Raw genomic sequence first — 14,403 nt, 5'->3', positions numbered from 1 at the left:
TTTTTCTGAAAAAACGCGGTGGCTTTGATGGGGCTGCTTCGCAGCCCAGCGCGGGACAAGCCCGCTCACCACAACAGCCCAGTTGCCATAGATTCAGCATCCACGGGAAGTTGTGTAGATACCTATGGCTATCGGGGTCAAGCCCCCTCCCACATGGGTCGCAGCGGTGTCAATTAGACCGAATCACATGCTTGATCTCCTGGAACGCCGCCAACCCCCACGGCCCCAACTCGCGGCCGATGCTGCTCTGCTTGTAGCCGCCCCACGCGGTCTGCGGGAAGATCACTTGCGGTGCGTTGATCCACACCAGCCCGGCCTGCAAGGCATTCGCCACGCGTTCGGCGGTCCCGGCGTCGGCGCTGACCACACTGGCCACCAGGCCGAAATCGCTGTCGTTGGCCAGGGCAATCGCCTCATCCTCAGTCGCGAAACGTCGTACACACAGCACCGGGCCGAAGATTTCCTCGTTCCATAACGCGCTGTCCAGCGGCACCTCGGTGAACACGGTCGGGCGGATGAAAAAACCTGTCGCCAGATCCGCCGGACGTTCACCGCCGCACAGCAATCGCGCGCCGTCCTCGATGCCACGCTGGATATGCGCCTGTACCCGTTGATACTGCGCACGGTTGATGAGCGCGCCCATTTCCACGTCCTCGGCAAACGGGTCCGCCACGTGAATCCCTTCAGCCCGCACCTGCAAGCGCTGCATGAATTCATCCGCCAGGCTGTCGGCCACCAGTACGCGACTTGTCGCGGAACACATTTGCCCGGCATTGAAAAATCCGCCGCCACACGCCAGTTCTACCGCCAAGTCCAGATCAGCATCCGCCAGCACCAGCAACGAAGATTTTCCGCCCAGTTCCAGGCTGACGCCCTTGATGGTTTCGGCGGCGCGTTGCATCACCTGCACGCCCACTGCATTGCTGCCGGTGAAGGAAATCTTCGCCACGCGACGGTCCGCTGCCAGTGGTGCGCCGACCGCCAGGCCCGTGCCGCAGACCAGGTTGAACACTCCGGCAGGCAGCCCGGAATCGGCGATGATCCGCGCCAATTGCAGCTCCGCCAGCGGCGTGACCTCCGAGGGTTTAAGCACCACGCAGCAGCCGGCGGCGAGGGCGGGGGCGAGTTTCCAGGCGGTGGTTACCATGGGGAAATTCCACGGCACGATCAGCCCCACCACGCCACAGGGTTCACGGCGCAGGCGAGCGCTGAAATCATCGCCGGGCAGCGCCACCGGGCGGTCTTGCCCGGCGTCCAGGTCCTCGGCGACAGCTGCGTAGTACTCGAAGGTGGCAATCACGTCGTCCACATCGATGCCGGCCTCAAACAGCGGCTTGCCGTTGTTGCGCGACTGCAGGTGCATCAACGGTTCGCGCTGTTCGCGCACGCCCTGGGCGATGTTGCGCAACAGGGCACCGCGTTCGTGGCCGGTGGTTTTTGACCACTCGGTAAACGCCCGGCTGGCGGCGTCCACTGCCTGGGTCACGGCAACACTGTCGCCTGCGCTGACCTCGGCCAAGCGGGTTTCGGTCGCCGGGTTGATCACCTCCAGCACGTCATGGCCTGCACGCCATTCGCCGTCGATATACACACCGTTTATGACTGCGTTCATACCGCGACCTCCTTCATCCAAAGCCCCTGGTCGATTTCAATCAGCGTCGGCCCTTGGCGCTCAGCGGCGGCCAGCAGTGCGCTGTGCAAAGATCCGACGCCCTGGATGCGTTCAGCCGCGCAACCCAGGGCCTTGGCCACGCCGATAAAGTCCGGCGTGTAGATGTCTAAGCCGACCGGCTCGATGGCGCGGTTGAGCATGTATTTCTTGATCTCCTCATAGCCCTGGTTATTCCACAGCAACACGATGATCGGCGTGCGGGCTTCCACCGCGCTGGCCAGTTCCGGCAGGCTGAACTGCAGGCCGCCGTCGCCGATCAGGCACACCACCGGTTGCCCATCGCCGCGCCCCAGCCAGGCGCCGATGGCGGCGGGCAAAGCGTATCCCAAGGTGCCGTAGCCGGTGGAGGAGTTGAACCAGCGGCGCGGGTGGTCGAGGTTGAGGGTCAGGTTGCCGCTGTACACCGGTTGGGTAGAGTCGCCGACCATGACGACGCCGGGCAGTGTCTCCAGGACCGTGTTGAGCAACAGGGTTTGCGCGCGGGTCGCGGTGTCCCAGGTGGGCGCCAGTTCAGCCCACAAACGGGCGACGCGCTCGCTGCCCCAGTCGCTGCAGCGCGGCGGTAACGATGTGCTGCCCAACTCGGCGAGCAAGGCTTCGGCGGCGATTTGCGCATCGGCGACCAAGGCAATGTGAGGGGGGGAGTTGCGCACGGTCTGGTCGGGATCGATGTCGATGCGCAGCAGCGCGCCGGGAATGTCAAAGCCGCCAGCGAAGGTCACGTCGTAATCGGTTTCCCCAAGCTCCGTGCCGATGGCCAGCACCACGTCGGCTTCGGCGACCAATGCGCGGGTGGCGACCAAAGTCTGGGTCGAGCCGATCAGCAACGGGTGCGCGGCGGGCAGCAGGCCTTTGGCGTTGATGGTCAGCGCCACTGGCGCGCCGAGGGTTTCGGCGAGGCGGGTCAACGCGCAGGCGGCATCGATGGCGCCGCCTCCGGCGAGAATCAGCGGACGCTTGGCGCAGGCCAGTAACTGAGCCATCTGTTTGATCGCCGCAGGTGCGGCACCCGCACGCGCCACGTTGATCGGCTTGCTGCCCAGCAGGGCGTCGGCGTTTTCCACCAGTACATCCAACGGGATCTCGATATGCACCGGGCGCGGCCGACCGGCCTGGAACAGCGCAAACGCCCTTGCCAGCACACCTGGCAACTCCGCCGCCGACATCAAGGTATGGGAGAACGCCGCCACGCCCGCGATCATCGCGCTCTGGTTCGGCAGTTCATGCAACTTGCCGCGCCCGCCGCCCAACTGGCTGCGTGATTGCACGCTGGAAATCACCAGCATCGGGATCGAGTCGGCGTAAGCCTGGCCCATGGCCGTGGTGATGTTGGTCATGCCGGGGCCGGTGATGATGAAACACACGCCGGGCTTGCCGCGGGTACGCGCATAGCCGTCGGCCATGAACCCGGCGCCTTGCTCGTGGCGCGGGGTGACGTGACGGATGCTGGAACGGGCCAGGCCACGATACAGTTCCACGGTGTGCACGCCGGGGATGCCAAACACCTGGTCCACGCCGTAGCCTTCGAGGAGTTTGACCAACACTTCGCCGCAGGTCGCCATACAGGTCGCTCTTGTTATGGATTCGAGGCGGTATTGGAACGGCTGGCCCATAGCGGCAACAATCGATTAAAAGTCATACTAGCCATGTCCTCACGTCATGGCTGAACCCGATGAAACGCCTTCCACCGCTGCCCGCGCTGCACACCTTCTGGGTCACGGCCCAGTGCTGCAACTTCACCCGCGCAGCCGAGCAACTGCACATTACCCAGGGCGCGGTGAGCCGGCAGATCGCCGGGCTGGAAAGCCACTTGGGTTACGCCCTGTTCCAGCGTCAGGCGCGGGGCTTGAGCCTGACCGAAGAGGGGCGCGAATGGTCACTGCGGGCGCAGCAGGTGTTTGGCTTGCTCGGTGACGCCGTGGAGCAGATCGGCAATCGCCGCCAGACCTTGCAGCTCAAGGCGTCCACCTGCGTGATGCGCTGGTTGCTGCCGCGCTTGATGCAGTGGCAAAAGGAGCGTCCGGACGTGCCGGTGGAGCTCACCACCACCGTGGCCTACACCGTGGATTTTCGCCGCGAGCAGTTCGACGCAGCGGTGATCTACGCACCCATCGCCGAACAGTCCGCCGAGGCGCGGCATTTGTTCGACGAGCAACTCACGCCAGTCTGCGCGCCGGGTTTACTGACGGGCTTGCACGCACCGCAGGATTTGCAGCAACAGGTGCTGCTGCATCCCACGCGGGATGAGCGGGATTGGGCGTTATGGTTGAAGGCGGCGAATACCCATGTGAGCAATCTGAGCCAGGGTCATCATTTCGAAACGCTGGACTTGGCAATGACGGTGGCCTCCCAGGGTTCGGGGGTGGCGATTGGCGATAGCGCGTTGATTGGCGAGGACGTGAAGGCGGGACGGTTGGTCATGCCGTTCGCACTGCGGGTGTCGACGGGGATGGGGTATTACCTGGTGTATCCGCCGGGGACGAAGCCGTCGACCGGGCTTGAAGCGCTGATGGATTGGTTGGTGAGCCAGGCGCAATTTCCAGAACACTGAAAGGCAAATGTGGGAGGGGGCAAGTCGAATCGTCGCACCGCCCCTCCCACATTTCTTGACCGCGTTGTGTCAGTAACCGACGGTGAAGCGCTGGCGCGAGTGCTTCGGTGTTTCCACCTCATCAATCATCGCGATGGCATAGTCGGCGAAGCTGATCGCGCTTGTACCTTCGCTGCTCACCAGCAAATCATCCTGGCCCAAGCGGAATTGACCGGTGCGCTCAGTGCCATCGAACAAGGCCGATGGCGACAGGAATGTCCAATCCAGTGCTTGTTCCTTGCGCAGGGTCTCAAGGAACTCAGCACCTGCGCTGGCTTCTGCCTTGTACTCAGCCGGGAAGCCTTCGCTGTCGATCACACGACCGCCGCCGGGCAGCAATAGCGAACCTGCGCCGCCTACCACCAGCAGGCGTTTCACACCCGCCTTCTTCACCGGCCCGATCACGGCACTGGCCGGCAGGGTGGCGAAGTGCGCGGCACTGATCACCACGTCGCTGCCGCTGATGGCCTGTTGCAGTGCATCGGCGTCCAGCGCGTCCACTTGTTTGACGGTGACGTTCGGGCGCGCTGCCAGCTTGTCGGTATTACGCGCGATGGCGATGACGCTGTGCCCACGACGCAACGCTTCTTCCAGCAATTGGCTGCCGGCACGGCCTGTGGCCCCAATGATTGCGATCTTGCTCATGACGTTCTCCAGTACGGTTAAGGTGTGAGAGGTTTCACCACTTCATTTCGCCCTTGGCGACTTTTGCACTCAGCTCCAGGGAGCTTTCGTCGGCCAGGATGGGGTAACGCGTTTTCATGGCTGCGATGAGGGCGGCGGAGTCTTTGGCCTTGGCCGTTTCTACGTCGAAGGCCTTGATGTAGTCAGCAGTAAATTTGACCGAAGCCAGGGACGGCGTACCCAGGTAGTGACCGGGAATCACGGTGCGCGGTTTCAGGTTTTCGATGCGTTGCAGGGTGGCCAGCCAGTCCTTGTGGGATTGCGCGCCCTGGGTGTCGGCCATCCACAGGTGAATGTTTTCGGCGACCACGACGCCACCAACCACGGCCTTGATCGACGGGATCCATACAAAGCTGCGATCCGGCTGCGGGCCGTCCAGGCCGATCACCTCCAATTGCTTACCTTCCAGCGTCAGGCTGTGGCCTTGCAGCACCTGCGGCACGATGGTTTTAGCCGGTTTGTCGGCGCCCATTTTCGGGCCCCAGAACTCAAGTTTGCCGGCCACGGTGGCGTTGATATGGTCGACCACCGGTTGCGGCGCGAGCACTTTGGCCTCCGGGAACGCAGCCGTCAGGGTGTCGAGGCCGAAGTAGTAATCCGGGTCGCCATGGCTGATGTAGATGGTGGTCAGGTGTTTGCCGCTGGCGCGGATCTTCTGTACCAGTTGCTCGGCTTGGCCTTTGCCGAATTGTGCGTCCACCAGGATCGCGTCTTTGGCGCCGCTGACCAGCACCGAGGTCACCGGGAAAATCGCCGCTTCGCCAGGGTTGTACACATCGAGGGTCAGGTCGGCCGCCGACGCATGGGCGGCAAATGCCAGGGCGGCGGTGGCCAGAGTCAAGCGCTTGAGGGTTGAGAACATCGGACAGCTCCAGCAATCGGTTCAAAGGATGCACAGAGCTTAGTTGCACCAAACGGGACTAAAAATGCGATGCTGGAACATAGTTTGTTTCTGAAATCGGGCAAATCATGGATCGTCTTCAAGCAATGCGCGTGTTTGTCACCGTGGTGGACCTGGGCAGCCAGTCTGCCGCCGCCGACCACCTGGACCTGTCGCGCCCGGTCGTCTCACGTTACCTGGCCGAGCTGGAAGACTGGGTTGGTGCGCGTCTGATGCACCGCACTACGCGCAAACTCAGCCTCACGGCGGCAGGCAGCGAAACCCTGCCGCGCTGCCGACAATTGCTGGAGTTGTGCGGCGACATGCAGGCCGCCGTCAGCGAACCGGATGACGCACCCCGTGGCCTGCTGCGCCTGAGTGTCAGCACCTCGTTCGGCCAGGCGCAATTGGCCGAGGCCATTGCCGAGTACGTCAAGCGCTACCCCTTGGTCACTGTCGACCTGCAGATGCTCGACCGCACGGTGAACCTGGTGGATGAACGCATCGACCTGGCCATCCGCACCAGTAATGACCTGGACCCGAACCTGATCGCACGGCGCCTGACGGTCTGTCGCTCGGTGGTCTGCGCCACCCCGGCGTACCTGCGCGAGCAGCCGGCCCCGCAAAAAGTCGAAGACCTGGCCCGGCACAACTGCCTGACCCACTCGTACTTCGGCAAAAACCTGTGGCATTTCGAGGAGCATGGCGAGCACGTGTCGGTGCCAGTGCACGGCAATATCACGGCCAACGAGGCCAGCACGCTGTTACGCCTGACGCTGGCCGGCGCCGGGGTGGCCATGCTGCCCAGTTACCAGGCCGGCGATCACATCCGCCGTGGCGAACTGGTGCGCCTGCTGCCCCACGCCGAGCCTCGGCAGATGAATATCTACGCGGTCTACGCCTCACGCAAACACATGCCGTCGGCGCTGCGCAGCCTGCTGGATTTCCTGGTATTGAGATTCCCTGAAGAGCCGGCGTGGGACGTCGGTCTGTAAGGCGACATAAGCCTGTTGAATGTCGTCCAATAATGGCAACTCGCCCTGGCTGGCCTATGCTTTAAACAGCACCGTGTGGATCCGTCCAGAGGTCTGTGCCATGAGCATTAAAACCAGAAAATACCTGATGATTGTCACGCTCTGCGCCTTGGCCAGTGCGCTGTACGGGACTGCCGCCTACCGCGTCGAACAGACCCGCATGCAGCCGACCTTTGCGATCAGCTGCCATCAGGACCAATGCGTGCCCCACACCGGCAGTTTCAGCGCGCTCAGGTAGCCGGCGATTCGGCTTTGAGTTGCTCGCGGAACGCCTTGGGTGAGAACCCGACCCGTCGGCGAAACAGCCGAGAGAAGTTGGTCGGGTCGGAGAACCCCAGCACCTCCGACATTTCATTGATGGTCATGCTGGTGTAAGTCAGCAGGCGCTTGGCCTCCAGCAATTGGCGGTCATGCATGATCTGCAACGCAGGCTGCCCACCCAGTTCCCGACATGTCCCATTCAAGTGTGAGACCGAGATACCCAGCTTGTGGGCCAGATCCTCAATCTTCGGGTGTTCCCGATAGTGCTGTTCGACCAATTGGGTAAACCGCCGGAAATACTCGCGGCCCCTTGGCGCGCGCGGATGGCGGCGCTGGATGGCCTGGCGGCTGACCCACACCAGCAGCACGCTGACCAGGGCGTGCATCATCATGTCCCGGGCCGGTTGGTCGTCGGCGTATTCGTCCTGCAGGCGGGCGAATTGGGCGTTGAGGTAGTCACTGTCCTTGCCGGCCGGGTAACTTCCCAAGGTTTGCAAACCGCCCGCCGTGGCACCCAGTTGTGCCTGCAAGTGGCTCACCAGTGGCGCTGAGAGTGTCACCACATACCCTTCGACATCTTCGGCAAAACGAAAGCCATGCACGCACAACGGCGGCAATACCTGCAGCGTGGCTTCGTTGAGCGTGGTGCGCTGGCCTTCGATTTCCAGTTGGGCCTGGCCCTTGTGCACATACAGCAGCTGGCACAGATCCGCGTGCCGGTGGGGTTGGATTTCCCACTGGTATTCCCGACTGCGCCGGGAAATGGTTTCGCAGTGCAACAAATCGGGGGTCGGCCATTGCTGGTTTTCCCCGTAAAGCTTGAAGACCGGAATCGCAGTGTCTGTCATGGTTTCAATCCGATACTCAGGACGGTTGTGCGGTAATCGCCCAAATTGGCAAAAAGCGCAGGGTTTGTCGCAGTTTTCACCTTCTTATGGCGTTCACTCAAGTGAAAAATGTCAGCCATAAGATCAATGACAACTCTTTCACTTGATCCGTTCGAGTGGAACTTGCGGGCGATAAAAATAATGAAAACGCTGAAAACCCAAGTCGCCATTATCGGCGCCGGTCCTTCTGGACTGTTGCTCGGCCAGCTGCTGCACAATGCCGGCATCGAGACCCTTATCCTAGAGCGCCAGAGCGCCGATTATGTGCAAGGCCGCATCCGCGCCGGGGTGCTGGAGCAAGGCATGGTCGACCTGTTGCGCCAAGCGGGTGTCAGCCAACGCATGGATGCCGAAGGCCTGGTGCATGACGGCTTTGAGTTGGCGCTGGACGGGCATCTCACCCACATCGATCTCAAGGCCCTGACCGGTGGCCAATCGGTGATGATCTACGGCCAGACCGAAGTCACCCGCGACCTGATGGCCGCCCGTGACGCGGCCGGCGCCGTCACGTTCTACGAAGCACGTGACGTGCAGCCCCATGATCTTAAAACTGATCGACCCTGGCTGACCTTCGAACACCAGGGCGAGGCGTTCCGCCTGGAGTGCGATTACATCGCCGGCTGTGATGGTTTCCACGGCGTGGCGCGCCAGTCGATCCCGGCTGAGTCACTGAAAATCTTTGAGCGCGTCTACCCCTTCGGCTGGCTGGGCATCCTCGCCGACACCCCGCCAGTACACGACGAACTGGTGTACGCCAAGCACCCCCGTGGCTTTGCCCTGTGCAGCATGCGCTCGCCGACCCGCAGCCGTTATTACCTGCAAGTGCCTGCCGAAGAACCGTTGGACGAATGGTCGGACGAACGCTTTTGGGATGAATTGAAAACGCGCCTGCCCAGCCGCCTGGCCGAGCAGTTGGTCACCGGCCCATCGATTGAAAAAAGCATCGCGCCGCTGCGCAGTTTTGTGGTGGAACCGATGCAGTACGGGCGCCTGTTCCTGCTCGGGGATGCCGCGCATATCGTCCCGCCCACCGGCGCCAAGGGCCTGAACCTGGCGGCCAGTGATGTGAGCACCTTGTTCCGGATTCTGCTCAAGGTCTATGGCGAGGGGCGCGTGGATTTGCTGGAGCGCTATTCGGCCATTTGCCTGCGCCGGGTGTGGAAGGCCGAGCGGTTTTCGTGGTGGATGACCTCGATGCTGCATCAATTCCCGGAGGCGGACGGCTTCAGCCAGCGCATCGCTCAGAGCGAACTGGAGTACTTCATCCACTCTGAAGCCGGGCGCAAAACCATTGCAGAAAATTACGTCGGGCTTCCTTACGAGGCTATCGAATAGCCTGCTATCGTATTCAGCATTCCCGTGGGCCGTCTTTTCCTACGGGCCTTGCTTGAAGGTTCTGTCGTGACTCAGCTCAATCAGCCTACGCCACCGCTCCCGGCGGTGCGCAGTATTCTCGCCTCGTTGATGATGGCGATCTTCCTCGGCGCCTTGGACCAGACCATTGTCGCCGTGTCCATGCCCGCTATCTCCGCGCAATTTCACGACGTCAACCTGCTGGCCTGGGTGATCTCCGGCTACATGGTGGCAATGACGGTGGCGGTGCCGATCTACGGCAAGCTTGGCGACCTGTACGGGCGCCGGCCGATGATGCTGATCGGCATGGGCTTGTTTACCGTGGCATCGCTGTTCTGTGGCATGGCGCAAAACATGGAGCAACTGGTGCTGGCGCGGGTGCTGCAGGGCATCGGTGCTGGCGGCATGATCTCGGTGAGCCAGGCGATCATCGGCGACATCATCCCGCCCCGTGAGCGTGGGCGCTACCAGGGCTATTTCAGCAGCATGTACGCAGTGGCCAGCGTGGCCGGGCCGGTGTTGGGCGGTTACATGACCGAGTATCTGTCGTGGCGCTGGGTGTTCTTGATCAACCTGCCGCTGGGCGCCGGCGCCTGGTATGTGGCGCATCGCACGCTGGTAGGGCTGCCGGTGCCGCAGCGCAAGCCGATCATCGATTACCTCGGTACCGTCTTGATGATCGTCGGCCTGACCGCATTGTTGCTGGGAATTACCGAAATCGGCCAGGGCCATCATTGGCGTGACCCTGAGGTGCTGGGCTTGCTGGCCTGCGCGCTGGTGGCGTTGACGCTGTTTGTGTGGCACGAGCGCCGTGCGCGGGAGCCTTTGCTGCCGATGCACCTGTTCGTCAACCGCAGCGCAGTGTTGTGCTGGTGCACGGTGTTTTTCACCAGTTTCCAGGCGATTTCCCTGACGGTGCTGATGCCCCTGCGCTTTCAGACCGTAACCGGAGGCGGTGCCGACAGTGCGGCCTTGCACTTGTTGCCCCTGGCGATTGGCTTGCCGATTGGCGCGTATTCCGCCGGGCGCATGACCTCAGTGACCGGGCGCTATAAACCGATGATTCTCAGTGGCGCACTGTTAAGCCCGCTGGCAATCCTGGGCATGGCCTTCAGTGCGCCCCAGGATGTGCTGCTGACCGGTGTGTTCATGCTGCTGTGCGGGATCGCCGCCGGGATGCAATTCCCCACCTCCCTGGTGGGCTCGCAAAACTCGGTGGAACAGCGCGACATCGGCGTCGCCACCAGCACCACCAACCTGTTCCGTTCCCTTGGCGGTGCGGTGGGCGTGGCGTGCATGTCGGCGCTGCTGCTGGCGTTGTTGCAGGATTCGAGCTTCGCGCATCTGGCCAGCGGTGCGCTGGTGGCCGAGGGCAGTTCTGGCAATGTGCTGCTCGACGGTCTGAACGCCGCGCCAGGCCCGGCGCAGGATGCACTGCGCGGGGAGTTGGGGGTGACGTTCAGGCATTTGCTGATGGTCAGTGCGGCGGTGTCGCTGCTGGGGTTGGCGGCAGCGATTGCGATGCCGAATCGGGTGCTGCGCGGGCGGGAAGACAAAGCGAAGTAACTGGCGCGATAGAGATCAACGTGTGGGAGGGAGCAAGCGCCCTCCCACAATTTCAGGCATCCGCGTCCAGATCACGGGCTGTAGTAACCCACCGCAACCATGAAATGCCCGGCCTTGCGCACATAGGCATGCTTGTTCTCGACCTTGTCCGTCACCGGGTTTTTCCAGCGGTACTTGTATTCTCCCTGATCCTGCTCCGCCATCAGCTTGAGGATCGGCTCCCCCACCGGTCTGCCGTCCGGGTCCTTGATCTTGCTGAAGTCGGTGTTGATCAGCCGCAGGGTGGTGCCGTGGGCCACGTAGCGTTGGGTGTCCAGGTCGACCACGAACACATAGAGATCATCCTGCAGGAAGCCGCCCTGCAATGAGTTGATGGCCTTGAGCGTACCGGCTTCATCCTTGAGCAACGCGTTAACCGCTTTGTTGCGCAAGGCCCGGGCCTGTTCCGGGGTCGCCCGTGGCAGGTAATAGCCCACGGCCAGGATGCGTTCACCCACCCGCTGATAAAACACGTGCTTGTGCTCGACCTTGCCGTCGTTCCAGTTCTGCCAGCGATAATCCGCCTGCTGGATGCCCTGGCCTTGCGGTGTCTTGAGCGCGGTCTTGAACGACTCGCGCAAGTCCGGCCCCAGTACCTCGTTGACGTCCCGGCCGATCAACGCGGAGGAGGGACCGCCGCTGGCCAGCAGTACGCCCTGGGTATCGATCACGAACACGTAACGGTCCTGGTCGATAAATTCCCCTTGGCGGCTGAACGCGGCAAAGGCCTTGTCGCCATTGCTCTGGTAGTAGGCCAGGGCTTTTTCCAGCAGGGCCTTGGCCGCCTGCGCGTCCTCATCCTGAGTTGTGGCGGCGTGCACTTGGCTGAAACACAACAGCAGCAGCCAGGTGACGCGGAGCATTCCCTTCATGGTCCGTCCTCGTTTTTATTGATGTGACAAGAGCGTAGACGGCCTTGGCTAGGGCGCTGCCAACCATTGGTCGACAATGCCTTGGTACACACCGGTCGCGACGCTCAGGTGCAACCACTGGTCGACATAGCTTTTCCAGGCCACGTCATCGCGGGGCAGCAAAAAGGCTTTTTCGCTGTACTGCATCTGCCGCTCAGGATTGACTGCACACAGGCCGGGCTTTTGCTTCTGCTGGTAACGGGCTTCGCTGGCATCGGTGATCATGACGTCTGCCTTGCCAGCGAGCAGTTCGTCGAAGATGGTCACGTTGTCGTGCAGGCGGATCTGCGCCTGGCCCAGGTGGGCACGGGCAAACACTTCATTGGTGCCGCCTGCCGGTTCGATCACCCGTACCTGGGGCTGGTTGATCTGCTCGACAGTCTGGTAGCGCTGCACATCGGCGCAGCGCACCAGCGGAATCTTGCCGTCGACGCCAAGGGACTGGCTGAAGAAGGCTTTTTTCTGACGCTCCAGGGACACCGAAATCCCCCCGACGGCGATATCGCAGCGTTGCGCGAGGAAGTCCGGCATCAGGGTTTTCCAGGTGGTGGGCACCCAGGTGATCTTCGCGTTGAGGCTCTTGGCCAGGGACTCGGCCATGGCAATGTCGATGCCTTCATAGGTGCCATCAGCGCGCAGCTTGGTGTAGGGCGTGTAGTCGCCGGTGGTGCATACGCTGAGGGTGCCGCGCTGGAGCACCTCGTCGAGGCGTGACGGGGCAGTGTCGGCCAGGGCGCTGGTGGCCAGGCTCGCCAGTACACACAGGGCTAAGGGTGCTTTCATGCGGTCGAGTCCTTGGGGCAGGGTGGGGGCAGCCATTATTTCCAGCGCGGGGCAGGGTGGCAAGGCGTGGCGAATGTTTAGCCGGCGCGTAACCAAACTCCGTCATCCCTGAATTTACGCGCCTATCCCGGCGTGTGAGGCTGCGGGCATCTCCATCACCGTGATGCGCCCATGGACGGTTCCGCCGCCACCCACCTCGCGACACTGCCGTCCATACTGGCATTCTGGGCGCTGTTCCATTGTCGGCATGCGCGCCCGCCGGATGCCTTTCTCCTACGTTGATTTACCCCATGGATGACGCGCCTGTGTGCGCATCTGCCTGAAGCAAACGTATGAGAAACCCTATGCGCGATTTCGCCAGCCCGCACGAAGCCCACTCTTACCTTGAGCAGCACCCGGACATCGAGATGTTCGAGCTGTTTATCCTCGACAACAACGGCGTACCGCGTGGCAAGTTGCTGCACCGCGATGAACTGCTGGCGCTGTATGAAAGCGGCCGGCCATTGCCCAGCACCATCCTCGGCCTGACCATCAATGGCGATGATGTCGAGAACTCCGGCCTGGTGTGGGAGGTGGGTGATATCGACTGCCGCGCCTACCCCATCAGCGGCAGTTTGCAGCGCATGCCATGGCGGCTGATCCCCACCGCAGCGGTGCAAGTCAGCATGCACCCCACCGAAGGCCTGCCCGCCACCGTGGCCGACCCCCGGCATGTGCTGGCCAGGGTCATCGATGGGCTCAACGCCGATGGCTATTACCCGGTGATGGCGGCCGAGCTGGAGTTCTACCTGCTCGACCAGAAGCCCGACAGCCACGGCCGCCCGCAACCAGCGCGGGATAGGGATGGCGGTCGCCCGCGTTCGACCCAGGTCTACGGCCTGCGCGAACTGGAGCAGATCGAGCCCTTCCTCGCCGACCTCTACAGCGCCTGCAAGCTGCAAGGCATCCCGGCGCGCACGGCCATCTCCGAATACGCCCCCGGCCAAGTGGAAATCACCCTGGAACACCGCGCCGACGCGCTGCAAGCCATGGACGAAGCAGTGCGCTACAAGCGCCTGGTCAAGGGCGTGGCGCACAAGCACGGGATGACGGCGTGCTTCATGGCCAAGCCGTTCGACGACCTGGCAGGCACCGGCATGCACATGCACGTCAGCCTGGCGGATGCCCAAGGCCATAACCTGTTCGCCAGCGAGGCGGCCGACGGCACGCCGCTGCTGCGTCAGGCCGTGGGCGGGATGCTCGGCACCTTGCTCGATTCCCTGCTGATGTTCTGCCCCAACGCCAACTCCTATCGCCGCTTCCAAACCAACAGCTACGCGCCCCTGGCCGTCACCTGGGGCGTGGACAACCGCACCGTCAGCCTGCGCGTGCCCGGTGGCTCGGCACATTCGCGGCATATCGAACACCGCATCTGCGGCGCTGACGCCAACCCTTATCTGGCCGCTGCCGCGATCCTGGCCGGCATTCACCGAGGGATCCGCGAACAGCGCGACCCCGGCGCGCCGGTGGAAGGCAACGGCTACGCCCAGGCCACGGAGTTTCTGCCCACCGATTGGCTCACCACCTTGCGTGCGCTGGAAGGCTCAAGCTGGGCCAGAGAGGCGTTTGGCAGTGAATTCCTCGGTGTGTACCTGGCGGTAAAACGCGCGGAGTATCGCCAGTTCATGGGCGAGGTGGGCGAGCAGGATTGGCGTTGGTACCTGCATCAGGCCTGAGTAGATGAAGGGGAGTGGACGCTTCGAC

Annotated in this window: 13 protein-coding genes; 6 read left to right on the top strand and 7 right to left on the bottom strand. The window is 62.6% G+C overall.

From position 1 onward, the window contains the following. Nucleotides 1-169 precede the first annotated feature (169 nt). Nucleotides 170-1,612 carry an aldehyde dehydrogenase family protein gene (locus tag EJD88_RS05545; protein WP_158877134.1) on the bottom strand — a complete coding sequence of 481 codons (1,443 nt, stop codon included), beginning with the start codon at nt 1,610-1,612 and terminating at the stop codon, nt 170-172. Further along, entirely contained in the window at nt 1,609-3,234 is a 1,626-nt protein-coding gene (locus EJD88_RS05540; RefSeq protein WP_158877132.1) for a 5-guanidino-2-oxopentanoate decarboxylase, read from the bottom strand. The genes EJD88_RS05545 and EJD88_RS05540 overlap by 4 nt, the downstream gene beginning before the upstream one ends. A gap of 110 nt (nt 3,235-3,344) precedes the next feature. On the opposite strand from EJD88_RS05540, the gene EJD88_RS05535 reads away from it, so the two are divergent. After that, a complete protein-coding gene (locus tag EJD88_RS05535) occupies nt 3,345-4,223 on the top strand; it encodes a LysR substrate-binding domain-containing protein (protein WP_158877130.1) in 879 nt (292 codons plus the stop codon). 69 nt (nt 4,224-4,292) lie between these two features. Here EJD88_RS05535 and EJD88_RS05530 read toward each other — a convergent pair whose 3' ends face one another. Both EJD88_RS05530 and EJD88_RS05525 read right to left on the bottom strand, forming a co-directional pair. After that, nucleotides 4,293-4,907: an NAD(P)-dependent oxidoreductase gene (locus EJD88_RS05530; RefSeq protein ID WP_158877128.1), complete on the bottom strand. Its 615-nt coding sequence runs from the start codon at nt 4,905-4,907 to the stop codon at nt 4,293-4,295. 34 nt (nt 4,908-4,941) lie between these two features. After that, entirely contained in the window at nt 4,942-5,808 is an 867-nt protein-coding gene (locus tag EJD88_RS05525) for an MBL fold metallo-hydrolase (RefSeq protein ID WP_158877126.1), read from the bottom strand. Nucleotides 5,809-5,915: 107 nt separating this feature from the next. Here EJD88_RS05525 and EJD88_RS05520 point away from each other — a divergent pair, with 107 nt between their 5' ends. Both EJD88_RS05520 and EJD88_RS26980 read left to right on the top strand, forming a co-directional pair. Beyond that, the gene (locus EJD88_RS05520; protein WP_158877124.1) at nt 5,916-6,821 is read left to right on the top strand and encodes a LysR family transcriptional regulator; all 906 of its coding nucleotides are present in this window, start codon (nt 5,916-5,918) and stop codon (nt 6,819-6,821) included. Nucleotides 6,822-6,921: 100 nt separating this feature from the next. Then, nucleotides 6,922-7,098, top strand: a complete 177-nt coding sequence (locus EJD88_RS26980; RefSeq protein WP_177411513.1) for a hypothetical protein — start codon at nt 6,922-6,924, stop codon at nt 7,096-7,098. Here the strand turns inward: EJD88_RS26980 and EJD88_RS05515 are convergent. Beyond that, nucleotides 7,091-7,969 carry a helix-turn-helix domain-containing protein gene (locus EJD88_RS05515; RefSeq protein ID WP_099587466.1) on the bottom strand — a complete coding sequence of 293 codons (879 nt, stop codon included), beginning with the start codon at nt 7,967-7,969 and terminating at the stop codon, nt 7,091-7,093. The genes EJD88_RS26980 and EJD88_RS05515 overlap by 8 nt on opposite strands. 189 nt (nt 7,970-8,158) lie before the next feature. Between EJD88_RS05515 and pobA the strand changes: the two genes are divergently transcribed. Together pobA and EJD88_RS05505 are read left to right on the top strand one after the other, a co-directional pair. Then, nucleotides 8,159-9,343: a 4-hydroxybenzoate 3-monooxygenase gene (pobA, locus tag EJD88_RS05510; RefSeq protein ID WP_177411607.1), complete on the top strand. Its 1,185-nt coding sequence runs from the start codon at nt 8,159-8,161 to the stop codon at nt 9,341-9,343. A gap of 66 nt (nt 9,344-9,409) precedes the next feature. Continuing rightward, nucleotides 9,410-10,927, top strand: coding sequence for an MDR family MFS transporter (locus EJD88_RS05505; protein WP_099587464.1), 1,518 nt, complete (start codon nt 9,410-9,412; stop codon nt 10,925-10,927). A 71-nt stretch (nt 10,928-10,998) separates the two neighbouring features. On the opposite strand, the gene EJD88_RS05500 is transcribed toward EJD88_RS05505, so the two are convergent. Further along, nucleotides 10,999-11,838, bottom strand: a complete 840-nt coding sequence (locus EJD88_RS05500) for a cache domain-containing protein (RefSeq protein ID WP_158877122.1) — start codon at nt 11,836-11,838, stop codon at nt 10,999-11,001. A gap of 48 nt (nt 11,839-11,886) precedes the next feature. Beyond that, nucleotides 11,887-12,660, bottom strand: a complete 774-nt coding sequence (locus tag EJD88_RS05495; RefSeq protein WP_099587462.1) for a transporter substrate-binding domain-containing protein — start codon at nt 12,658-12,660, stop codon at nt 11,887-11,889. Between the two features lie 344 nt (nt 12,661-13,004). Here EJD88_RS05495 and EJD88_RS05490 point away from each other — a divergent pair, with 344 nt between their 5' ends. Then, nucleotides 13,005-14,375 carry a glutamine synthetase family protein gene (locus tag EJD88_RS05490; protein ID WP_158877120.1) on the top strand — a complete coding sequence of 457 codons (1,371 nt, stop codon included), beginning with the start codon at nt 13,005-13,007 and terminating at the stop codon, nt 14,373-14,375. The last annotated feature ends 28 nt before the right edge of the window (nt 14,376-14,403 follow it).

The organism is Pseudomonas sp. PB105 (assembly GCF_009764655.1).
In the GTDB taxonomy this organism is placed as follows: domain Bacteria; phylum Pseudomonadota; class Gammaproteobacteria; order Pseudomonadales; family Pseudomonadaceae; genus Aquipseudomonas; species Aquipseudomonas cyclaminis.
The sequence above is the reverse complement of the archived record's forward strand: the minus strand, read 5'-3'. Positions and strand labels throughout refer to the sequence as shown.

Excerpts from the sequence above, each read along its gene's own strand:
- EJD88_RS05545 (WP_158877134.1), bottom strand. The coding sequence starts at position 1,612 with ATGAACGCAGTCATAAACGGTGTGTATATCGACGGCGAATGGCGTGCA.
- EJD88_RS05540 (WP_158877132.1), bottom strand. The coding sequence starts at position 3,234 with ATGGCGACCTGCGGCGAAGTGTTGGTCAAACTCCTCGAAGGCTACGGC.
- EJD88_RS05535 (WP_158877130.1), top strand. The coding sequence starts at position 3,345 with ATGAAACGCCTTCCACCGCTGCCCGCGCTGCACACCTTCTGGGTCACG.
- EJD88_RS05530 (WP_158877128.1), bottom strand. The coding sequence starts at position 4,907 with ATGAGCAAGATCGCAATCATTGGGGCCACAGGCCGTGCCGGCAGCCAA.
- EJD88_RS05525 (WP_158877126.1), bottom strand. The coding sequence starts at position 5,808 with ATGTTCTCAACCCTCAAGCGCTTGACTCTGGCCACCGCCGCCCTGGCA.
- EJD88_RS05520 (WP_158877124.1), top strand. The coding sequence starts at position 5,916 with ATGGATCGTCTTCAAGCAATGCGCGTGTTTGTCACCGTGGTGGACCTG.
- EJD88_RS26980 (WP_177411513.1), top strand. The coding sequence starts at position 6,922 with ATGAGCATTAAAACCAGAAAATACCTGATGATTGTCACGCTCTGCGCC.
- EJD88_RS05515 (WP_099587466.1), bottom strand. The coding sequence starts at position 7,969 with ATGACAGACACTGCGATTCCGGTCTTCAAGCTTTACGGGGAAAACCAG.
- EJD88_RS05500 (WP_158877122.1), bottom strand. The coding sequence starts at position 11,838 with ATGAAGGGAATGCTCCGCGTCACCTGGCTGCTGCTGTTGTGTTTCAGC.
- EJD88_RS05495 (WP_099587462.1), bottom strand. The coding sequence starts at position 12,660 with ATGAAAGCACCCTTAGCCCTGTGTGTACTGGCGAGCCTGGCCACCAGC.
- EJD88_RS05490 (WP_158877120.1), top strand. The coding sequence starts at position 13,005 with ATGCGCGATTTCGCCAGCCCGCACGAAGCCCACTCTTACCTTGAGCAG.